The organism is Tunturiibacter psychrotolerans, from assembly GCF_051013365.1.
Lineage (GTDB): Bacteria > Acidobacteriota > Terriglobia > Terriglobales > Acidobacteriaceae > Edaphobacter > Edaphobacter psychrotolerans_A.
On the sequence record NZ_CP132941.1, the window covers coordinates 221,888 to 240,309 of the forward strand.

The window sequence follows — 18,422 nt, forward strand, 5'->3', positions numbered from 1 at the left end:
ATTCTTTATCGGCTGTTGCAGCACACCTTAGTGACTCGCCATTTCCTTTGAATCAACCATGCGCGGCTGTATCACCACACCATCAAACCAGGTCGTTCCAACAAGGTGGTCACCAATCGAACGAACCATTCTGAGATTCCAGCCAGTATTCCAGTACTGAATCTTCCGATCAGGCAGGTGAACCGCGAATGCGATCGTATTCTTGCTTCCCGCGGCAATCAGGACACGCTGCGACGCAACATCATAAAAGATGCTGTTCACATCGCGAAGAAACAGGTCCTTGACCGTTTGCCACGAAGCTCCCTTGTCATCGGAGACAAAGATTCCCTGCCGCCCTCCAACCCACAGCCCGCCTGCATCGTCCACAGCCATGGCTGAAATCTGATCGAGCGTCTCCGGAAGCTTGATGGCTGTCCATTGCTGACCGCCGTCTAAAGAAAGCACCGCAGAGTTAAGGCTCGATGCCAGAACAGTCGAATTTCGGGCAGCCACAAAATTCCAGCTCTTCGGCTCAAAGCCCGGAACTTCCTTCCAGCTTTGACCCGAAGTAACACTCTCGAAGAGACCCGTGGAGGTCGCGGCATAGAGCGTATCTCCTCCTCGAGCAAATGCGTTAACCGCCGCTTCGAAGGCATGAGCCGGTTGCGCAGTAGTCTTATGCGTCGAGCTCTCTGGTGCTTTGTGCGCGGCCGTCGTAGCAGTGGTCCGCCCCGACGTTTTCCTTCCGGCTTTGGCCGGCGGCGCAGGTGGCGGATTGAAGGTTACGTTGTCCACGCGACTCCACACAGCTCCTTGGAGCCGATAGATTCCGTGCCGCGTGCCAGCCAGCAAATTGTTATCCGGCCCCTGGACCAGGCTGAAAACGTCGTGCCCATTCAGTCCCGAACTCATCTGCGACCAATTCAAGCCGCCGTTCGTGCTGGCGAATACTCCACCGAGGGCCTTATCGTTCACCACACCCACGTAGATCGTCGCAGGGTTGGAAGCATCGGCAAGGTAAGAGGTGATCTGCCGCGCCGAAAATCCAGCGTTCGACTGAACAAATGAATTTCCTCCGTCATTGCTGGCCAATACCCCGCCCCGGTCCGTTGCGAGCATCACCCGGTTCGAATTAGTCGGGTCAACGTACACATCATTGATAATCACCTCCGGACCCGTGGTTCGCTGCCATGTGGTTCCAGAGTCTACCGTTCGCCACAGACCTTCAGTGGTTCCCGCAAACACGATGTTCCGATTCGTCGGATCCTGCATCAACACCCGGGTTCGGCGAGCTGTAGAGGGAATTCCCTGGATCTTCTGGAAAACCTGCCCAGCGGTCTGGCTCTTATAGATTCCTGAGCACGCACTGGCATAAACGATCTTCGGATCTTTCGGGTCCACGATGATCGAAAACACATCCGAGTCATCGATGACGCCCTGTTTGATATTGGCCCAGTGCTGCCCGCCATCGACGGTCTTCCAGGGCAGATGCCATGTGCCAGCATAGATAATCTGCGGATCGACCGGATCGATCGCGATCGATTCGACCTCGTGCAGCTCCTGGCTTCCTGCAGGACTAATCAGCTTCCAGCGCTCTCCGCCGTCGTTGGATTGGTAAACGCCCTTCAGGGTACCGGCCACCAGAAGCTTCGGATCGGAAGGAGAAGGGGTAAGCGCGCGAATGGACTGACCCTGCATATCGCCGACGGCCTCCCACGTCACTCCACCGTCTTTGCTCAGAAAGATTCCGCCATCAGGACTGCCCAGCACCCAGGCGCCCACCACGATTCGTTTCGAATCAGCGCCGCTGACCACAATCGAATCCAGCACCAGGTCATCCCGCTTGCCGATCCATGCCAGCCGCTTCCAGTCCGCACCGCCGTTCTTCGACTCGTACATCCAGCCCGTTGCCGTGCCCAAATAGAGATGAGTGCGATCGTGAGGATCGACCGCGAAAGCCCGCGCGTCCCCTCCGTCCGGACCGTACGGCAGCCAGCTTGCCGCATGTAACTGAAGGCAAAAGAGAAAAACCACAAAAGTGACGAGTCTGACGGAAAAGCGAAGAGATCTGTTCAAGGGAGGGTTCCTATTCTGTACGGATTATCGAACTTACGCGCAAGCTTGTCCATAACACAAAGGCTGACTGGGAAGGTTCCCAGTCAGCCTTTGTGCTGAACTACTGTGATTGTTATTACTTCTTCTTGTGGTGAGTGGCTGGCGCCGTCCGTGGCTTGGCGGTTACTGCACTTTCATCCACGGGGGTGAGGCCAGTGTTGCTCAGGGTTGCGCCGGCTGGGATCAACGTCGTCGTCACAGTCTTGCCGTTGTCAGTACCGGTGTAGACCGAGATACGGCTGGCATCGATGCCCTTCTCCGTAACCAGGTATGCCTTGGCATTGACGGCACGCTCAGCAGCGAGGTGATCGCCCTTCTTCTCTGCGCTGTCTTTGTCGCCAACCACAGCCAGCTTCGCATCAGAGGTGCGCTGCAGGTTGAGAGCGATATCGTCCAGGCAGGCCTTGGCTTCGTTATCAACACGAGCTGGCCGCTTCTTGTCGCGATCGAAGTTGATCGAGCAGAGTTGGCTGGTCGTCGGCGCTGGCGGCGGCGGCGGTGCATTCACCGTAACCGTCGTCGTGCACGAGGCACTCTGACCCTTGTCATCAACCACGTTCGCAGTCACCGTAATCGTGCCAGGTGCTGCACCTGTCGTGGTCAACGTGGCGGTTGAAGTGTTTCCAGTGACCGATCCAGCCGTCGAGCTGTAGCTGTAGGTCAGAGGACGATTCTGCGGGCTCATACCGGTTGCTGTAATGGTCGAAGAATCTCCAGGAGCAACCGTGGAGGGGTTCGCCGAGCAGCTTACCGTCGGGGGATCGAACTGCTTCACGGTGTAGCTGGCCGAGCAGTCCGCCATCTCGCCAGGCTTTGCACCTTCCGAGACGTGGCCCTTCACCGTATAGGTGCCGGGAGTCGCAGACTTCGTGTCGATGTTGGCTGTCGTCGAGGTTCCCGAGATCGTGCCGCCATCAGCTGTCCAGGAGTAGGTCGCCGTCTTCTTCGGGTTCAGGTTCAAAGGCGTTCCTGTAACCGTGATCGGATCGCCAGGGTAAACGGTAGCAGGCGAGACCGCGCAGGAGTAGGTCACCGGCGGAGGAGGAATGATATGACCGAAGTGAGCCACAATTCCTGTGCTCAACTCAGCTCCACCCAGGTTCGTGCGTCCACCAATCGCTCCACCCGTCGGAGGAAATACCGGCGGACCGTAGTCTGCATGCACGTAGCGATAGTCTGCCTGGAACAACCGCAGAGAAAACTTGTTATCGAAGAAGGGCAGATCGTAGTCCATACCGCCGCCGACCGTCAGGGTTGGTCCCCACTGGTAGGGATTGTGATATCCACCTACCTCAGAGTTGGGGCCGCCCAGCCGAGCGCCGCCCGCGTGGGCATGCGCAAACAGCGTGAAGTTCTGCATCGGAGCGCGGAAGATCGGACCCGCGGATGCTGCGTACAACCCGTCGTTATTGCCGTCCGGATGGGCCGCAAACATGATCTCGCCGCCAACCCACTTGTTGAAGTAGTACGCGCCGCTGCCAATCGCACCTAAGTCGATTGACGAATAATTGATGTCTTGCGGCTTTACCGCGCCGTGAGCGCCGAAGTACGAATAGCCAAGAAATACATCAATGCGTGAAGGGTTCGGCCCCACCGGGGCGGCTGGACCGGCAGTCTGCGCGCTGAGGCTGGCAGCTCCAAGTCCGACTGCACATGCAGCCAGTACAAACCGGCGTGTGTTACGAAACGGGCGATAAACCATACGAGTTCCTCCACTCAAAGTCTTACGTTTACGAGCCTTCACGTCATCTACAGGGATCGTTTTGTTGGTTCGATTCCTTACAGCATACTTCAGTTGCTAATGCTTCCGGAAAAAAAATACTCCTCGATGACACTATTTTCAATAGGTTACCAGCGAGAAAGGCAAAACGTTCCTACGCTGGGCGGGGGGAACCCATCCAGTAAACCGCACTTTTCTTGGTGCATTAACTCAAATTCAGGGTTTTTCGTATTGTGCCGCGCTCTTGCTGGATCTTTTCCTGCAAAAGCGTGATGGCGTACAGCAACTGCTCCGGGCGAGGCGGGCACCCGGGAACGTACACATCGACCGGAATTACCTGATTGACACCCTGAAGCAGGGCGTAGTTGTTAAAAACGCCGCCCGAGGTCGCGCACGCACCCATCGAAATCACCCACTTCGGCTCCGGCATCTGCTCATACAGCCGCCGAATCACAGGCGCCATCTTCTGCGAGACGCGCCCAGCAATGATCATCAGATCGCTCTGCCGAGGCGACGGACGAAAGACCTCCGCCCCGAACCTCGCAATGTCGTACCGCGACCCACCCATCGACATCATCTCGATTGCGCAGCACGCCAGGCCAAAAGTCATCGGCCAGATCGAGTTCTTTCGCACCCAGTTGATCGCAGCGTCCACCGAAGCCAGCACTACGCCCTCCGGTTGCTGCTCCCCCCAGCTCACCTCGGTCACCTTTTCATGGTTTTTTGCGGAACTGTCGAGGGTCCCAAAGATGTAGCGATCGTTCCTCTGCGGAGTTCCTGTCGGACGGCCGTTGCTCGTGTTCTCGCTGCTTGGTGTGCTCATGTCTCTAATATAAAACTCTCACTGCAGTCCGCGCAGCTTATTTCACCTCAGGCCGCCTAACGCGCATTCTCCTCGATCGCCCGCAGCATGGCCTCGAGCAGCTGGTTCTCCTCGCCTTTCTCCAATTTCGCGCCATTTCGCGTCAGGTAAAAGACGTCGATGGCCGTCTCCCCTTCCGTGTCAACCAGAGCCACCTCGATATTGCAGCCCTGCGCCGCCAGCGTCAGGCTCAAAGCACGCAGCAACCCCGTCGTATCCTGCGCCACTACCTCCATCAGCGTACTGTGCGACGAAGCCTCGTCGTCGAACTCCACCCGCGTCTCCACCACCACCAGCGGCGCTTTGCGCCTCCCTCGCCGTCTTCCGCTCAGCAGCTTCTCCACCGACACCGCACCGGTCATCACATCATGCACGCTCTTCACAAACGTCTCATGTTCTGAAGCGTTCATCTCCAACGTCCGAAAGCTGTCCGTGAACCGGAACGTGTCCACCACCACACCCTGCCGATTCGAAAACGCATCCGCAGTAACGATGTTCATCCCCCACGCCGCCAGCACCCCAGCCATCGTCGCAAACAGTTGCGGCCTGTCCCGAGTCACCAGCGTCAGTTCACTTACAACAGGCGCATAACGAAAATCCAGCTGCACCGGATCGCCCGCAAATCCCATCGCCATCTTGAAGTGCGTTCGCACCTGCTCCGGAGTTCGCGTCAGCACATAGCGCTCCGGAAACCCCTCCAGATACTCCAGCACCGCCGCCTTCTGCCCCGGCAGCAGCGCCACCACGCGATGCACCAGCTCGCGCTCCTCCTGCGCTCCCAACCGCTCATCATCCACGCTGCGGTCCAGATAGTTTGCCGTCGCAATATAGAGCCGCCAAAGATTCTCCGCCTTCCACGGCGTCAACGCATCGGGATGCACCGCATTGATATCCGCATACGTAAACAACGTCAGCATCCGCAGAGCCTCGGGCGTCTGCATCTTTCCCGCGAATGCGCTCACCGTCTCTTCGTCGAAGATATCTCTGCGCAGCGCAGCCGACATCTCCAGGTGATTCGCAATCAGATTCACCACCAGCCCGCTCTCATACGTATCCAACTCCAGCCGCTCCAGAACACTCTCGGCCATCCGCGCACTCTCCCGCGTATGATCGCCCGAGCTCCGCCCCTTTCCGGTGTCATGCAACAGCGCCGCCAGATACAGCAACTCCGGATGCGGCAGTTCTCGCAGCACGCCGCCAAAACGCGTCGCCCACTCCGCCATCCCACCCGTTTGCGCGCTCTCCAGACCATGCAAAGTATCGATCAGCACGAACGTATGTTCATCGACCGTATAACGGTGATAAGCGTCCCGAATCACCAGAGCATCGATGCCATGAAACTCCGGAATCAGCAGCTCCAGTACGCCCAGCGCATGCATCGACCGCAGCGCATCCCCTGCATAAGCACCCTTCAAAATCCCCTGCAGGTGATGCCACAGTGCAGGCCCTTCCTCCAGATGTGCCGACAACAACGGCAGCCCCTGCGACAGACGCTCCTCAGCATCTCTCCCCAACGTCACGCCCGTCCGCGCCATCGCTGCAAACACCAGCAGCACCACATCCGGATCCTCGGCCGGATCATGACCAAACTCGCCCGCAGTCTCTAGCAATACTCGCCCGCGTTCAAGGCGAAACCCGCGTTGCTCGACCTCCACCTTCCGGTCGCGCTTCGATCCAAGCAGCCTGGAGGAAGAAGAAGTCGGCAACTCTTCCAGCATCTGCCCCACCCGCCGCTCCACGCTTCGCGCATGCCGAAAGTAGAGCCGCATCCAATAAGCCGCGTCCGCCTTCTTCGGTTTGCGACCCGTCATCCCGACCATCGTCTCCGCTGCGGCGTCCTGCGCCTGCCAGTCCAGCGTGTTGTCATCCCGCTCATGCCGATAGTGCAGAAAACACCGCACCAGCCAAAGAAAATCCACCGCCTTGCGAAACTCCCCCTCATCCACAAGCGGTGCTCCATCCGCCACAGGAGAGCCCTTCTTCTGCGCCAAGGCCGCAACCCCGCGCAGCTTCGTCATCCATCCGCAAACATGCACATCCCGCAGCCCACCTGGACAATCCTTGATATTCGGCTCCAGGTGAAACAGCGTATCTCCGTACTTCGCATAACGCGACCGCGTCAGCTCCAACAGCCGAACCATCATCACCTTATGCTCCCGCTGCAACAGCTTCGGCACACATTGCTCCGACAACTTGTCGTACAGCGCCGCATCCCCCGTCACCCAGCGATGATCCATCAACGACAACGCAAACTCAGCATTCTCGGGATCGAACTTTTCGCACTCCGACACTCTCCGTGTCGCCGGCGAGACGCGAATCCCACAATCCCACATCTCCTGGTTCACGCGCCGCAGCGCGTCCTTGACATCTTTCTCCGCCACCTTCTCGCTCAGCAGAAAGAGCAGATCGACATCCGAATAAGGAAATGACTCCCGTCGTCCGTATCCACCGATCGCGACCAGCGCAATCCCACTACCAAGCCGCGAATCCCGTTCGACCGCCTGCGCCCACAGTCCGCGCACCAACTCATCCAAAGCCGCGGCCCGAGCCGCAACAGTCACCCCCCCCGAAGCGCCCCCCGCTTCAAACGCACCACGAACCTCCAGCATCTTCCGCTGGTACGCCGCGCGTCCTGTGGATTCGGTCTCCTGCATGGCCATTTTGCTCGAAAGAACCTTAAGCATACAGCCAGATCACTTCAGGACATCGCCCCGGGCCTCCCGACGGTCGGCGGCAAGACCTTCCATCGCGACCAACGGGAGCGCCAACCGAAGGGATACACAAGTCACGAAGTGACCGCACCGCGCGTAGCGGGCCCGTCCGGCAGGACACATCTTCACCCTAAAGCGCAATCTCGCCACGCTCATCGTTACGAATCCGAATAGCCTCATCGATCTTCGAGATAAAGATCTTCCCATCCCCGATCGTCCCAGTCCTCGCCGCGCCCGTAATCGCCAGAATCGCCTTATCCAACATCTCGTCCGCGACCACCACCTCGAGCTTCACCTTCGGCAGCAGATCAACCGAGTACTCCCGCCCACGGTAAAACTCCGTATGACCCTTCTGCCGCCCGTGTCCCCGAGCCTCGGTGATCGTCATCCCTTCAACGCCAATCTCCACCAACGCATCTTTCACCGCGTCCAGCTTCGACGGCTGAATCACCGCTTCAATCTTCTGCATATCTGTATCTTCCTCTCAACCCGTCGTTCTACCGTCCAAATTTAGTGCGCCCAATCGTATCCTTCTTCGCCGTGCTGCGAAAGATCCAGTCCCTCGCGCTCATCTTCCTCGCTCACTCTAAGCCCGATCAGTTTATCGACGATGAACAGAATCACCAGCGTTCCCACAATCGAGAGACTCCACGCAATCACCACGCCAACCAACTGGTTCAGCAACTGGTGGCCATTCCCCTCAAGCAGCCCAGTCGCCTTCCCTGCCCCAAAGATCGGATTAATGACGCTGTTCGCAAACACCCCAGTCAAGAGTGCTCCAATTGTCCCGCCCGCACCATGCACACCAAACGCATCCAGCGAATCGTCATACCCAAACGCAGCCTTCACCTTCACAACCATGAAGTAACAAAACACCCCGGCAATCAGCCCAATCCAAAGCGCCGACATCGGCGTAACAAATCCCGAAGCAGGAGTAATCGCCACCAGCCCCGCCACTGCGCCTGAGATCGCACCCAACGCCGAAGGCTTGCCCTGCCGCATCCACTCCGCCACGCTCCAGCCGATCGCCGCAGCAGCCGCGCCAAAGTGCGTCGCCACAAACGCCGACGTCGCCAGCGTCCCAGAGCTCAGCGCAGAACCCGCGTTGAACCCAAACCAGCCCACCCACAACAAACACGCCCCGATAAAACTCAGCACCACCGAGTGCGGCGGCATCGGCACCTTCGGATATCCCAGCCTCTTACCCAGATAAAGCGCCGTCACCAGTGCCGAAACCCCTGACGTCACATGCACCACAGTCCCACCCGCAAAGTCCAAACAAGGAAACCGCCCACCCAGCGAAGCATTCAGCAACCCGCCCTTACCCCAAACCATATGCGCCATGGGGCTATACACAATCAACGCCCAAAGCACCATGAACAATAGCATCGCCGAAAACTTCATCCGCTCCGCAAACGCACCCGTAATCAGCGCCGGCGTGATAATCGCAAACATCAGCTGATACACCATGAACGTCTGCAGCGGGATCGTCGCCGCATACTTCACATCCGGCGCCAGCCCCACTCCCCGCAAAAACACATTGTGCAGCCCGCCGATAAACGCATTCCCCTCGCCAAACGCCAGCGAATACGTCACCAGCGCCCACAGCACCGTGATCACCGCCATCATGGCAAAGGTCTGCATCATCGTGCCCAGAATATTTTTCTTCCGCACCAACCCGCCGTAGAACAGCGCCAGCCCAGGCCCGCTCATCATCAACACCAGCGCCGCAGAAACCAGCATCCACCCGTTATCGCCCGCCGTCTGCGCCGCCGCAATCAACGCGGCATTATCTGCATTCTGCTTCTCGAGCGCCGCAATCCTGTCCGCCTGGCTCAACGTCGCAGCAGGAGCCGTCTGCTGCGCCATCACCCGCACGCCACCCAATACTGATCCGCCAACTATCAGCACAAACAGAAAAGACAGAAACACCCTCGCCACTGGAAGACGCATGGTTCAATCACCCGTTTCAAAGTTAGTCATTTCAAAAATAAAGCAGGAGAGAAGAGATACGCCGTCAATTCGCCAAGCTGGCAGCCTACGACTCAGTCTTCACACATCAAAAGGAGCGAAGCACCTCTGCACCGCTCCGGTTCGCTTTACTCTACACAAGGCAGCGCGCAACACAAAGCAAGAAATTCATCCGCACCAGTCACTTCTTTCGAAAGGCACTCACCATGTCGACCGCAACCCTCCACCGCTGGAGCGAAATAGAACCCGAGCAACTCAATCCACTCCTCACCCGTCAGTTCGTCACCGGCAGCCTCGCCATGTTCGCGCGCGTCGTGCTGGCCAAAGGCTGCGTCGTTCCCCGTCACTCTCATCCGAACGAGCAGATCACCTTTATCACAGAAGGCGCACTCCGCTTCGACTACGACGACGGCACCTCGCACACCGTCAAAGCAGGTGAGATCCTCGTCATCCCCGGCAACCTCCCCCACTCCGCGACCGCTCTCGAAGACACCATCGACTTCGACATCTTCGCCCCGCCACGCCAGGACTGGATCGACAAAGACGACAGCTACCTCCGGCGATAACGCTCCGCAAACTTGTTATTTGAAATCGCGACCTCAAGCGAAGCGGCTCACGGACTCATCGTGAGCCGCGAAACAGAGACCGATCAACGATCCAGCATCTCTCGCACAATCGCCTCCCACTCCGCCTTCAAATCACCGTGAGCCACGGTACGCCCAGCCCGCCGATACCAATAGCTCGCGTTCCCCTCATCTCCCTCTTTGCGGTGAAGATAAGCATGCACCCACGCACCATCCGATCCAGACACATCCTGAGCAATCTCATGCGCCTTCTCCCAACTCCCTTTGCCGTCCCACCACAGCGCCAGAAGTGCTCCATCAAACCTCTCTGCTCCCGCCGCCATAAACTCTTCGATCGTCATCCCACACCCCTGACAAAAATGGTATCGCCGTTGCACGTCACAGGAGCTTAAAGTTTCAGTACAGCGGCAGCGTGGAACTCCATCTTCGACATCTTCCCACCAATCCCGTACGCTTGATCAGCTTTCAACGCGCATCGGAGCATTCATGAAGGACCTGGTCCAAAAGCAACTCGCCCAATCCATCGCAACCCTGCAAGCTGTCCTCGCCGACGAAACCATCTCCCACACGCTCGTCTCCATCGCCAAACTCACTGCCGAAGCCATGCAATCAGGACACAAGCTCCTCGTCGCTGGCAACGGTGGCTCCGCGGCCGACGCCCAGCACCTCGTCGCCGAGTTCGTCGTCCGCCTCACCGTTAACCGCGCCGCCCTCCGCGCCATCGCCCTCACCACCGACACCTCCATCCTCACCGCCGCCGGCAACGACTACGGCTTCGACCATCTCTTCTCCCGCCAGATCGAAGCCATCGGCCAACCCGGCGACGTCTTCCTCGCCATCTCCACCTCCGGCAACTCGAAGAACATCGTCAAAGCCCTCCGCCAGGCCAAGATGGGGGGCATCGCCACCATCGGCTTCATCGGCAGCGACGGCGGTCTCATGTGCCCCCTCTGCGACTACACCATCGTCGTCCCCTCTGCCGTCACCCAAAACATTCAGGAGTCGCACCTGGCGCTCGAACACATCTTCTGCATGCTCGTCGAACGCTTCACCTTCGGCCACGACCTCGACAAGAAACCCCAAATCCTCAGCGAGTAATCTCTACTCCAGATCCCGCTTCAGCCGCGTCAGTAACTCCACCGAAGGCCGCGCATACTGGCTGATCCAGCGGTCATAGATCTCCTGTACCGGAACCACGTTCAAATAGTTCCACCGGTTACGCCCACTCCTCTTCACGATCACCAGATCCGCACCCTCCAGCACCCCAAGGTGCTGCATCACCGTGCACCGGTCGACCCGCTTGAAGTGCGCACAAAGTTCCCCCGTCGTCTTCGGCCCATCTTTCAGCAGATCCAGAATCTCCCGTCTCCGGTCATCAGCCAGCGCCTTGAAAACCGCGCTCTGAGAGTCTTTTCTTGACATGTTATAAAAACATAACATATAAATATCGCCAATCCACCACGAGGTGAACCAACCCATGCAACTCAAATTCCAAGTCCAGACCAAAATCCAGAAGCCCATCGGCGAGGTCTTCGACGCCGTCTACAACCCCACCAAACTCCGCTCCTACTTCACCACCGGCGGCGCCAGCGCAGCACTCGACGAAGGCACCACCGTCATATGGCGCTTCGCGGACTATCCCGGCGACTGCCCCGTCACTGTAAAGAAAGTCACTCCCAACCAACAGATCATCTTCGAGTGGCCCGCCTACGAGCCACCCACCGAAGACAAGCTGCCTCTGCCAGACGACTACAAGACCACAGTCGAGATGACCTTCGAATCCCTGGGTCCGGCAAACACCCTCGTTCGCATCGCCGAATCCGGCTGGCGCGAAACCCAGCAAGGTCTCGACGGCTCCTATGGCAACTGCCACGGATGGACCCAGATGAGTTGTGCCCTGAAAGGCTTTCTCGAGTACGGCATCAACCTCCGCAAAGGCGCCTACTGAACTTCAGCAGTTAGCTATCTCAGAGATCTTCCGCTCCGCACACTCCGAACTACTGCGGACCGCGCTCCATGGCCTTCACCGCTTCGTCCGTCGTGGGAACCGCGTGTGCAATAAACGCATAGTTGATGAGCGCCGCCGTGTACCCATATCCCCACTCCGGGTGCTTCGGCCCAGCCGTAGCGTCTTTCACAACAGCAACCTCGAAGCCTTGCTCAACCAACTCCCTAAGATGAGATTCAACGCACATATTAGCCAGCATCCCGCCCAGAATGATCTTGCTGATTCTCCGTTTGCGAAGCTGTAGAACAAGGTCATTGCTCTCCGGCCCCCACACCCGATGCGGGGAAACGACAATGGTTTTGCCATCCTCGATATAAGGCTTGAACCGCTCCAGCCAGTCTGCACCCGATCCCTTGAAGCCCTCGAGGGTCAAGACCCCTTTGCGACCAAACTCGTTATGAACCACCTCATCGGTTTCGAGAGGGCCATTGAACTTCCATCCCTTGTCGGTCGGGTAAAAGTAGTGAGGAGAGATGAAAACCTCGTATCCATAGGCCTTCGCGGCCTTGAAGATACGTTCCATATTCTCAATCGTGTTGATCTCTTTCAGACTTTCGTGGAGCAGCGGCCAACTAAGTCCCGTTTCACTCAAGACGTCATTCTGTGGATCGATAAAAACTACCGCGGTGTCATTCTTGTCAAAATTCTTGGTTCGCCTCTTTGCATGAGAGATGTCCGCCGAACTGCCAGCCACGAATCGAATCGTGTCATGGCGTCCACCGGATGGGAATCTGTGCATGGGCCCTAAGAAGAAATCTATGATCTCTTTTTACTCAAGTACAACCTGGTCGACTTACTTTTTTCTGGCAGTCATGCCACAGTACGCCTTCTTGCGTCATATGACAGTTAAAACTATCGCCGTCTATCGCCCAATCGACGAGACAACCTTCCTCTCGCCTTCCCCCAATAACTCCTGCACGTCCTTCTCGAAGTCGCTCTGCCGCACCACTCCAACATAAGTCTTCGCCACCCGACCCATCCGGTCTACCAAAATGGTCGTAGGCACACCCGCCATCCCGTAAGCCATCTGCGATCCCGGCTCCGGAAACGCCACCGGATACGGCATACGAAACTCCTCCACAAACTTCTTCACCTTCGCCGTCCCACCTTCATCCACAGCCACGCCTACCACTGCCAGCCCTTGCGGTCCCAGCTCCTTCGACAGCCGAATCAACCCGGGCGTCTCCTCCCAGCAAGGCCCGCACCAGCTCGCCCAATAGTTCACCAGCACAACCTGACCCCGATGCTCCGCCATTCGCCACGCGCCGCCATCAAGCTGCCTCATCACCAACTCAGGCATCACCCGCCGCTCCCCCATCGGAGTGATCCCACCCGACCTCCCCGTCACGGAGTACCACGCCCAGCTCACCCCCGCGAAAGCGATCACTCCCAACGCGTACCGGATCCACCTCGACGGCCGACTGGAAACAAGCTTCCAGCGCTTTTCTGGAAGCGTTCTCGAACAGCCAGTTTCCTGTTCATTCGCCCCGTCTCCAGGCTTGCTTTCTCTCGAAATTGACCGCAAAAAGGCATCGAAGTTCAAGCTTGCAACTCCGTTACAAATTGCCCGATAGCGTGAGCGAGTTGGACCGGCTCATCGATTGGGATCAGGTGCCCACTGTCGGCAATAATCTCAAGGCGACTGTTAGGAATTCTTCCAAGGATTTCTCGTCGGTGTTGTTCGATCGAGTCAAGGCGATCCTGCTCTCCGGCAAGTACAAGGGTTGGGACGGCGATCTTCGGTACTTCAGACGAGATGTCCTCCAGAATCGCCGAGGTCGGCCACGCTAGCTTCGCCTCCGGGACGCCGCTCAGACTGTCTTCAACAATCTGCTGCACAACCTCCGGCTCAGGTGTACGAGCGCTCAGGAACGCAATGGTTTGAAGCACCGTCTCGCGACTGTCGTAGGCGTGAATCTGCTGCTCAAGCGCCTCCTCAGGAAACCGGGTAGGGGTCGGTGCAGCTGGCGCTACAAGTACGAGTCCAGCGAGGCCCTTTGGATGTCGCGACGCGAGAAGCTGGGCCACCTTCCCACCCATCGAATGCCCGATCAAAAAGTACTTCTTGAGTTCCAGCTTTCGAATCAGTGCAGCAGCATCATCCGCCAACTCTGAGATCGAGTAGCCGCTCTCCGCTGCGTCCGACTGGCCCCAGCCGCGCATATCGTAGGCGACGGTGTGAAAAGACTTCTCAAGCCCAGAGATGACTTTATTCCAGGTTCGGTGAGTGCCTCCCCAATAGTGCAGAAAGACGAGGGAGATATCCCCCGCTCCCCGTTCTTCCACATTCAATGACAGGTTACCGATAAGGCGTTGCATGATGGCTCCTCTTTTATTTTCATCAGCGTTACGTTTGATGCTTGTGCAAAATAGGTAGGTGCATCTCTAACGCCCAAACGGAACCGACTCTTTCCTCCACCATCCAAGCTATGTACAGTGTGAAAGGTGCAGATAAGACAGCAGCCAGAAGGGAAGACATCATTCGCACCCACGCCCGTAGCGTCTTATTTAAAACCATAGCCCTTCTAACTCTGTTGCTAACCGCAATCCCCGCCGTCCCGTACTCCGTCCAGACTCATCAGGAGCTCATCGACCTTGCCTGGAAGCGGACCATCCGCCCCCTCCTGCTCAAGAAATTCCCCAACCTCACCGAAGCGCAACTTCAAGAGGCCCACGCCTACGCCTACGGCGGCAGCGCCATTCAGGACTTCGGCTACTATCCCTTCGGCAACGCCTTCTTCTCCGAACTCACCCACTACGTCCGCTCCGGCGACTTCGTTCTCTCTCTTCTCCACAACGCGCAGACGCCAGACGAACTAGCCTTCGCCATCGGCTCCCTCTCTCACTACATCGGCGACAGCTTCGGGCACAAATACGCCGTCAACCAATCTGTCCCCGTCGAGTTCCCCAAGCTCGAAAAAAAGTACGGCCCCTCGGTCAACTACGCCGAAAACCCGCACGCCCACGTCCAAACCGAGTTTGCCTTCGACATCAACCAGCTCAGCAAGCTCCGTTTCGCGCCCTCCGACTACACCAAGTTCGTCGGTCTCGAAGTCCCTACCCCACTTCTGCGCAAAGCCTTCTTTGAAACCTATGGCCTCCGCCTCCCCGACATCATCGGCAGCAAAGAGACCTCCATCCACATCTATCGATACGCCGTCCGCCGCTTCCTCCCCAACATCGCACGCGCCGAGACCATCCTCCACAAAAAGGACTTCCCCACCGATCTCCCCAGCCCCGATCTGGACACACTCGCTGCCGATCTCCGCCAGGCCTCCGCAGACAACAACTGGGAGGCCTACCGCAAAAAGCCCGGCGTCCGCAGCCACCTCTACGCTGGCTTCATCTACATCCTGCCCAAGGTCGGCACCCTCAAACTCCTCGCCATCAAAGGCCCCACCCAACAGACCGAAGACCTCTACATCAAGAGCGTGAACCACTCGATCAGCGCCATGCGCCTGGTCCTCACTAACTACGACACCATCGACCACTACATCGCCAACCGCGATCTCGACACAGGCGACGTCGTCAAGCCGGGCGCATACCGACTCACCGACGAGACCTACGCCAAACTCCTCGCCACCATCACCAAAAACCCCGCCAACGTCGTCCCCTTCCAACTCAAGCACGATCTCGTCGCCTACTACGCCGACCCACAATCCCCGATCGAGACAAAAAAGAACCCGGAAAAATGGGCGCAGGTCCAGACCAATCTCCAGACCCTCGCCACCATGAAGACCATCGGAGAACTCGACCCCGTCCCCGACGAAGTCCTCTCCGAATAGCGCTCCTGTCTCGCGATCGAGGGAAAAAAACAACTGCAACATCCACAGATACAAACACTCATCCCGCGCAACTGCATCCAAGTACTTAGATTGACAGGAGAAGCGATGAAAATCGTTCAAAGCAAGCCAGCCCTTACTAACGTCGCAGCCGCTGCTCTAACCTTCGCCTCCCTCGTCTTTACAGGCTGCAACGATACTGGCAAAGCTGCCGCCACTCCCGCCAACTTCACCATCGGCATCAACAACCACTACCTCGACCACCCCGAGTGCCTCTTCACCGACACGCGCTTCCCCTTCGAAACTGGTGACGCCGAAAAAACCAAGCAGATGGACACCCTCGTAAAAAATCTCCTCCTCGAAAAGTCCGTCGAGACCAGCATCCACGTCAGCCGCTACACCGTCGCACCCGCCGGAACCCGCTACGCTCCACGCTTCTGCTACGGCCACCGCGAAGTCACCGGCATCAACAGCTTCACTCCCGTCGAAGTCACCAACGGCTTCAAAGAAACAAAAGTCACCTACAGCTACACGATGAAGGAAGTCCCCGTCTGGGCCGACAGCCACGACGTCCAGGCCGCCTTCCCAGCGATGGCCCGCGCCACCACCAGCCAGGCCACCGACACCATCACCCTCGCCCAAAGCCCCGTAGGCTGGCAGGTCCCAGACTAGCGCATCGCATCCGCCATCGCGGCGCGTGTCCTTTGTCCCTTATCTCTACGGCTAAAACATTCGTCATCTCGACCGAAGCGGCTCACAGTCTCACCGTGAGCCGCGCAGTGGAGAGACCCGTATTTCCTCATGCGATACCAATGACATCTCCACGCAACTCTGCCGTTACAATTCCTCACCAGAGGAACCAATGTCGAAATCACGCCGGGAATTCCTGACTCAAAGCACCCTCACTCTGCTCGCCTCCGCCTCCGCACTCGCCCAAACCCCCGTCACACCCCCTACTCCCGGCGCACCACCAGCCTTCGGCACCTCACCCTCCGTCGGCCCCGAGGTCTCTCCCGCGACCTTTGCCGAAGCCGAAAAGCTTGTCCAGTTTCCTCTCACAGAAAAGGACCGCGCCCAGGCCGCAGGCAACTGGCGCGCCGCCATGGCTCCCCTCTACGAACGCCGCACCGGCCCACGCAAAGTCGCCATCCCCAACACCACCGCACCGTACTCCCTCATCAACTCAATCCTCCCCGGCCAGCCCACCCTCCCGCCAAAAAACCAATTCCTCCGCACCAAATCCGAAGCCCCACTCCCTACAACAGACGAAGCCATCGCCTTCGCTCCCGTCCACCAGCTCTCCCGCTGGATCGAATCCCGCCAACTCACCAGCACACGCCTCACAAACATCTACCTGAAACGCATCGAGCAGTTAAACCCGAAGATCAACTGCATCATCACCCTCACCCGCGACCACGCTCTCGCCCAAGCCAAAGCCGCCGACTCCGAGATCGCCGCCGGCCACTATCGCGGCCCTCTCCATGGCATCCCCTGGGGTGCAAAAGACCTCCTCGACACCGCCAACATCGCCACCACCTACGGCGCCGAGCCCTTCCAACACCGCATCCCCACCGCCGACGCCACCGTCACCGAACGCCTCAACGCCGCAGGCGCAGTCCTCATCGCGAAGCTGTCCCTCGGCGCACTAGCCCTCAACGACGTCTGGTTCGGCGGCCAGACCATGAACCCCTGGCTCCTCGAAGAAGGCTCCTCCGGCTCAAGCGCAGGCCCCGGAGCCGCCACCGCCGCAGGCCTGGTAGCCTTCGCCATCGGCTCTGAAACCGGAGGCAGCATCGTCTCCCCCTCCATGCGTTGCGGAGTCACCGGCCTTCGTCCCACCTACGGCCGCGTCCCGCGCACCGGAGCCATGACCCTCTGCTGGTCCCTCGACAAACTCGGCCCCATGGCCCGCAGCGTCGAAGACACCATGCTCGTCCTCAACACAATCACCGGCCCCGACGGCCACGACGTAGCCTGCGTCCCCAGCAAACTAGACTTCGACGCGCAAGCCCCAATAAAAAGTCTAAAAGTCGGCTACTTCCCTCAGTGGATGAAAGAAGCCCCCGCCACCGACGTGGACCGCGCCGCCCTCGCCGCGATCTCTACCCTCGGCATGACACCCGTCGCGGTCACTCTCCCCGACTGGCCCTACGACAATCTCGACCTCATCCTCTTCGCCGAAGCCGCCGCCGCCTTCGAAGAGATCACCCTCAACCACCAGCTCGACCAGCTCAAAGCCCAGGTCCCCGACGCCTGGCCCAACACCTTCCGTCAATCCCGCTTCCTCTCCGCAGTCGATTACGTCCAGGCCGACCGCCTCCGCCGCATGGTCGCCATCGAGATGGCCCGCATCATGTCCGAAGTCGACCTCCTCCTCGTCCCCTCCCTCCGCGACGAGATCCTCACCATCACCAACTTCACCGGCCATCCTTCCCTCACCCTCCGCGCCGGCTTCGTCGAAGTCTCCGAGGCCCGCAGCGACTGGGCTCCCGACCCCGCCAAACCCCTTCCAAAATTCAACCCACCCCGCCGAGTCCCACACGGAGTAACCCTCATCGGCCGCCTCTTCGACGAAGGCACCATCGCCAGCGCCGGCCTCGCCCTCGAACGCCACTTCAATGTAGCCCACGAAAACCCACCGGGCTTCTAAGGCAAATGGAGATCTCCCGCCGACCATCGAGAGGCCCAGG

At 58.6% G+C, this 18,422-nt stretch carries 17 protein-coding genes; 6 read left to right on the top strand and 11 right to left on the bottom strand.

Annotated elements, in window-relative coordinates; all coding sequences use genetic code 11:
- Positions 1 to 27 precede the first annotated feature (27 nt).
- The 6 genes from RBB76_RS00940 to RBB76_RS00965 all read right to left on the bottom strand — a co-directional run bounded on the left by RBB76_RS00940 (position 28) and on the right by RBB76_RS00965 (position 9,340).
- Positions 28 to 2,055, bottom strand: a complete 2,028-nt coding sequence (locus RBB76_RS00940; RefSeq protein WP_429633382.1) for a WD40/YVTN/BNR-like repeat-containing protein — start codon at positions 2,053 to 2,055, stop codon at positions 28 to 30.
- Between the two features lie 115 nt (positions 2,056 to 2,170).
- Positions 2,171 to 3,796, bottom strand: a complete 1,626-nt coding sequence (locus tag RBB76_RS00945; RefSeq protein WP_429633380.1) for an OmpA family protein — start codon at positions 3,794 to 3,796, stop codon at positions 2,171 to 2,173.
- Between the two features lie 223 nt (positions 3,797 to 4,019).
- Positions 4,020 to 4,637 carry an NADH-quinone oxidoreductase subunit B gene (locus tag RBB76_RS00950; RefSeq protein WP_183981140.1) on the bottom strand — a complete coding sequence of 206 codons (618 nt, stop codon included), beginning with the start codon at positions 4,635 to 4,637 and terminating at the stop codon, positions 4,020 to 4,022.
- A 56-nt stretch (positions 4,638 to 4,693) separates the two neighbouring features.
- Positions 4,694 to 7,330 (bottom strand): [protein-PII] uridylyltransferase, encoded by a 2,637-nt coding sequence (gene glnD / locus RBB76_RS00955; protein ID WP_429633378.1) that lies wholly within the window; start codon positions 7,328 to 7,330, stop codon positions 4,694 to 4,696.
- A 187-nt stretch (positions 7,331 to 7,517) separates the two neighbouring features.
- Positions 7,518 to 7,856 (bottom strand): P-II family nitrogen regulator, encoded by a 339-nt coding sequence (locus tag RBB76_RS00960; RefSeq protein ID WP_183811189.1) that lies wholly within the window; start codon positions 7,854 to 7,856, stop codon positions 7,518 to 7,520.
- 41 nt (positions 7,857 to 7,897) lie between these two features.
- Positions 7,898 to 9,340: an ammonium transporter gene (locus RBB76_RS00965; protein WP_429633376.1), complete on the bottom strand. Its 1,443-nt coding sequence runs from the start codon at positions 9,338 to 9,340 to the stop codon at positions 7,898 to 7,900.
- A 224-nt stretch (positions 9,341 to 9,564) separates the two neighbouring features.
- On the opposite strand from RBB76_RS00965, the gene RBB76_RS00970 reads away from it, so the two are divergent.
- On the top strand, positions 9,565 to 9,924 hold the full coding sequence (locus RBB76_RS00970; RefSeq protein ID WP_429633373.1) for a cupin domain-containing protein: 360 nt from the start codon (positions 9,565 to 9,567) through the stop codon (positions 9,922 to 9,924).
- An 83-nt stretch (positions 9,925 to 10,007) separates the two neighbouring features.
- On the opposite strand, the gene RBB76_RS00975 is transcribed toward RBB76_RS00970, so the two are convergent.
- Positions 10,008 to 10,283, bottom strand: a complete 276-nt coding sequence (locus RBB76_RS00975) for a hypothetical protein (protein WP_429633371.1) — start codon at positions 10,281 to 10,283, stop codon at positions 10,008 to 10,010.
- Positions 10,284 to 10,428: 145 nt separating this feature from the next.
- Between RBB76_RS00975 and RBB76_RS00980 the strand changes: the two genes are divergently transcribed.
- Complete coding sequence (locus tag RBB76_RS00980) at positions 10,429 to 11,040, top strand: D-sedoheptulose 7-phosphate isomerase (protein ID WP_429633369.1); 612 nt, start codon at positions 10,429 to 10,431, stop codon at positions 11,038 to 11,040.
- Between the two features lie 3 nt (positions 11,041 to 11,043).
- Here RBB76_RS00980 and RBB76_RS00985 read toward each other — a convergent pair whose 3' ends face one another.
- The gene (locus RBB76_RS00985) at positions 11,044 to 11,421 is read right to left on the bottom strand and encodes an ArsR/SmtB family transcription factor (RefSeq protein WP_429633367.1); all 378 of its coding nucleotides are present in this window, start codon (positions 11,419 to 11,421) and stop codon (positions 11,044 to 11,046) included.
- Between RBB76_RS00985 and RBB76_RS00990 the strand changes: the two genes are divergently transcribed.
- On the top strand, positions 11,420 to 11,890 hold the full coding sequence (locus RBB76_RS00990) for an SRPBCC family protein (RefSeq protein ID WP_429633365.1): 471 nt from the start codon (positions 11,420 to 11,422) through the stop codon (positions 11,888 to 11,890). The genes RBB76_RS00985 and RBB76_RS00990 overlap by 2 nt on opposite strands.
- A 49-nt stretch (positions 11,891 to 11,939) precedes the next feature.
- Here the strand turns inward: RBB76_RS00990 and RBB76_RS00995 are convergent, their stop codons facing one another.
- The 3 genes from RBB76_RS00995 to RBB76_RS01005 all read right to left on the bottom strand — a co-directional run bounded on the left by RBB76_RS00995 (position 11,940) and on the right by RBB76_RS01005 (position 14,269).
- Positions 11,940 to 12,689, bottom strand: coding sequence for a cysteine hydrolase (locus RBB76_RS00995; protein ID WP_429633363.1), 750 nt, complete (start codon positions 12,687 to 12,689; stop codon positions 11,940 to 11,942).
- Between the two features lie 123 nt (positions 12,690 to 12,812).
- Complete coding sequence (locus tag RBB76_RS01000; RefSeq protein WP_429633595.1) at positions 12,813 to 13,337, bottom strand: TlpA family protein disulfide reductase; 525 nt, start codon at positions 13,335 to 13,337, stop codon at positions 12,813 to 12,815.
- Positions 13,338 to 13,489: 152 nt separating this feature from the next.
- Positions 13,490 to 14,269, bottom strand: a complete 780-nt coding sequence (locus RBB76_RS01005; protein WP_429633361.1) for an alpha/beta fold hydrolase — start codon at positions 14,267 to 14,269, stop codon at positions 13,490 to 13,492.
- Positions 14,270 to 14,379: 110 nt separating this feature from the next.
- On the opposite strand from RBB76_RS01005, the gene RBB76_RS01010 reads away from it, so the two are divergent.
- From RBB76_RS01010 to RBB76_RS01020, 3 genes are all read left to right on the top strand, one after another.
- Positions 14,380 to 15,735: a zinc dependent phospholipase C family protein gene (locus RBB76_RS01010; RefSeq protein ID WP_429633357.1), complete on the top strand. Its 1,356-nt coding sequence runs from the start codon at positions 14,380 to 14,382 to the stop codon at positions 15,733 to 15,735.
- A 105-nt stretch (positions 15,736 to 15,840) separates the two neighbouring features.
- Complete coding sequence (locus tag RBB76_RS01015; RefSeq protein WP_429633355.1) at positions 15,841 to 16,404, top strand: hypothetical protein; 564 nt, start codon at positions 15,841 to 15,843, stop codon at positions 16,402 to 16,404.
- Between the two features lie 190 nt (positions 16,405 to 16,594).
- Positions 16,595 to 18,382, top strand: coding sequence for an amidase (locus tag RBB76_RS01020; RefSeq protein WP_429633353.1), 1,788 nt, complete (start codon positions 16,595 to 16,597; stop codon positions 18,380 to 18,382).
- Positions 18,383 to 18,422: the final 40 nt, after the last annotated feature.

Excerpts from the sequence above, each read along its gene's own strand:
- RBB76_RS01015 (WP_429633355.1), top strand. The coding sequence starts at position 15,841 with ATGAAAATCGTTCAAAGCAAGCCAGCCCTTACTAACGTCGCAGCCGCT.
- RBB76_RS01020 (WP_429633353.1), top strand. The coding sequence starts at position 16,595 with ATGTCGAAATCACGCCGGGAATTCCTGACTCAAAGCACCCTCACTCTG.
- RBB76_RS00975 (WP_429633371.1), bottom strand. The coding sequence starts at position 10,283 with ATGACGATCGAAGAGTTTATGGCGGCGGGAGCAGAGAGGTTTGATGGA.
- RBB76_RS00970 (WP_429633373.1), top strand. The coding sequence starts at position 9,565 with ATGTCGACCGCAACCCTCCACCGCTGGAGCGAAATAGAACCCGAGCAA.
- RBB76_RS00960 (WP_183811189.1), bottom strand. The coding sequence starts at position 7,856 with ATGCAGAAGATTGAAGCGGTGATTCAGCCGTCGAAGCTGGACGCGGTG.
- RBB76_RS00995 (WP_429633363.1), bottom strand. The coding sequence starts at position 12,689 with ATGCACAGATTCCCATCCGGTGGACGCCATGACACGATTCGATTCGTG.
- RBB76_RS00985 (WP_429633367.1), bottom strand. The coding sequence starts at position 11,421 with ATGGGTTGGTTCACCTCGTGGTGGATTGGCGATATTTATATGTTATGT.
- RBB76_RS00980 (WP_429633369.1), top strand. The coding sequence starts at position 10,429 with ATGAAGGACCTGGTCCAAAAGCAACTCGCCCAATCCATCGCAACCCTG.
- RBB76_RS00950 (WP_183981140.1), bottom strand. The coding sequence starts at position 4,637 with ATGAGCACACCAAGCAGCGAGAACACGAGCAACGGCCGTCCGACAGGA.
- RBB76_RS00990 (WP_429633365.1), top strand. The coding sequence starts at position 11,420 with ATGCAACTCAAATTCCAAGTCCAGACCAAAATCCAGAAGCCCATCGGC.
- RBB76_RS00945 (WP_429633380.1), bottom strand. The coding sequence starts at position 3,796 with ATGGTTTATCGCCCGTTTCGTAACACACGCCGGTTTGTACTGGCTGCA.
- RBB76_RS00965 (WP_429633376.1), bottom strand. The coding sequence starts at position 9,340 with ATGCGTCTTCCAGTGGCGAGGGTGTTTCTGTCTTTTCTGTTTGTGCTG.
- RBB76_RS01005 (WP_429633361.1), bottom strand. The coding sequence starts at position 14,269 with ATGCAACGCCTTATCGGTAACCTGTCATTGAATGTGGAAGAACGGGGA.
- glnD (WP_429633378.1), bottom strand. The coding sequence starts at position 7,330 with ATGCAGGAGACCGAATCCACAGGACGCGCGGCGTACCAGCGGAAGATG.
- RBB76_RS01010 (WP_429633357.1), top strand. The coding sequence starts at position 14,380 with ATGTACAGTGTGAAAGGTGCAGATAAGACAGCAGCCAGAAGGGAAGAC.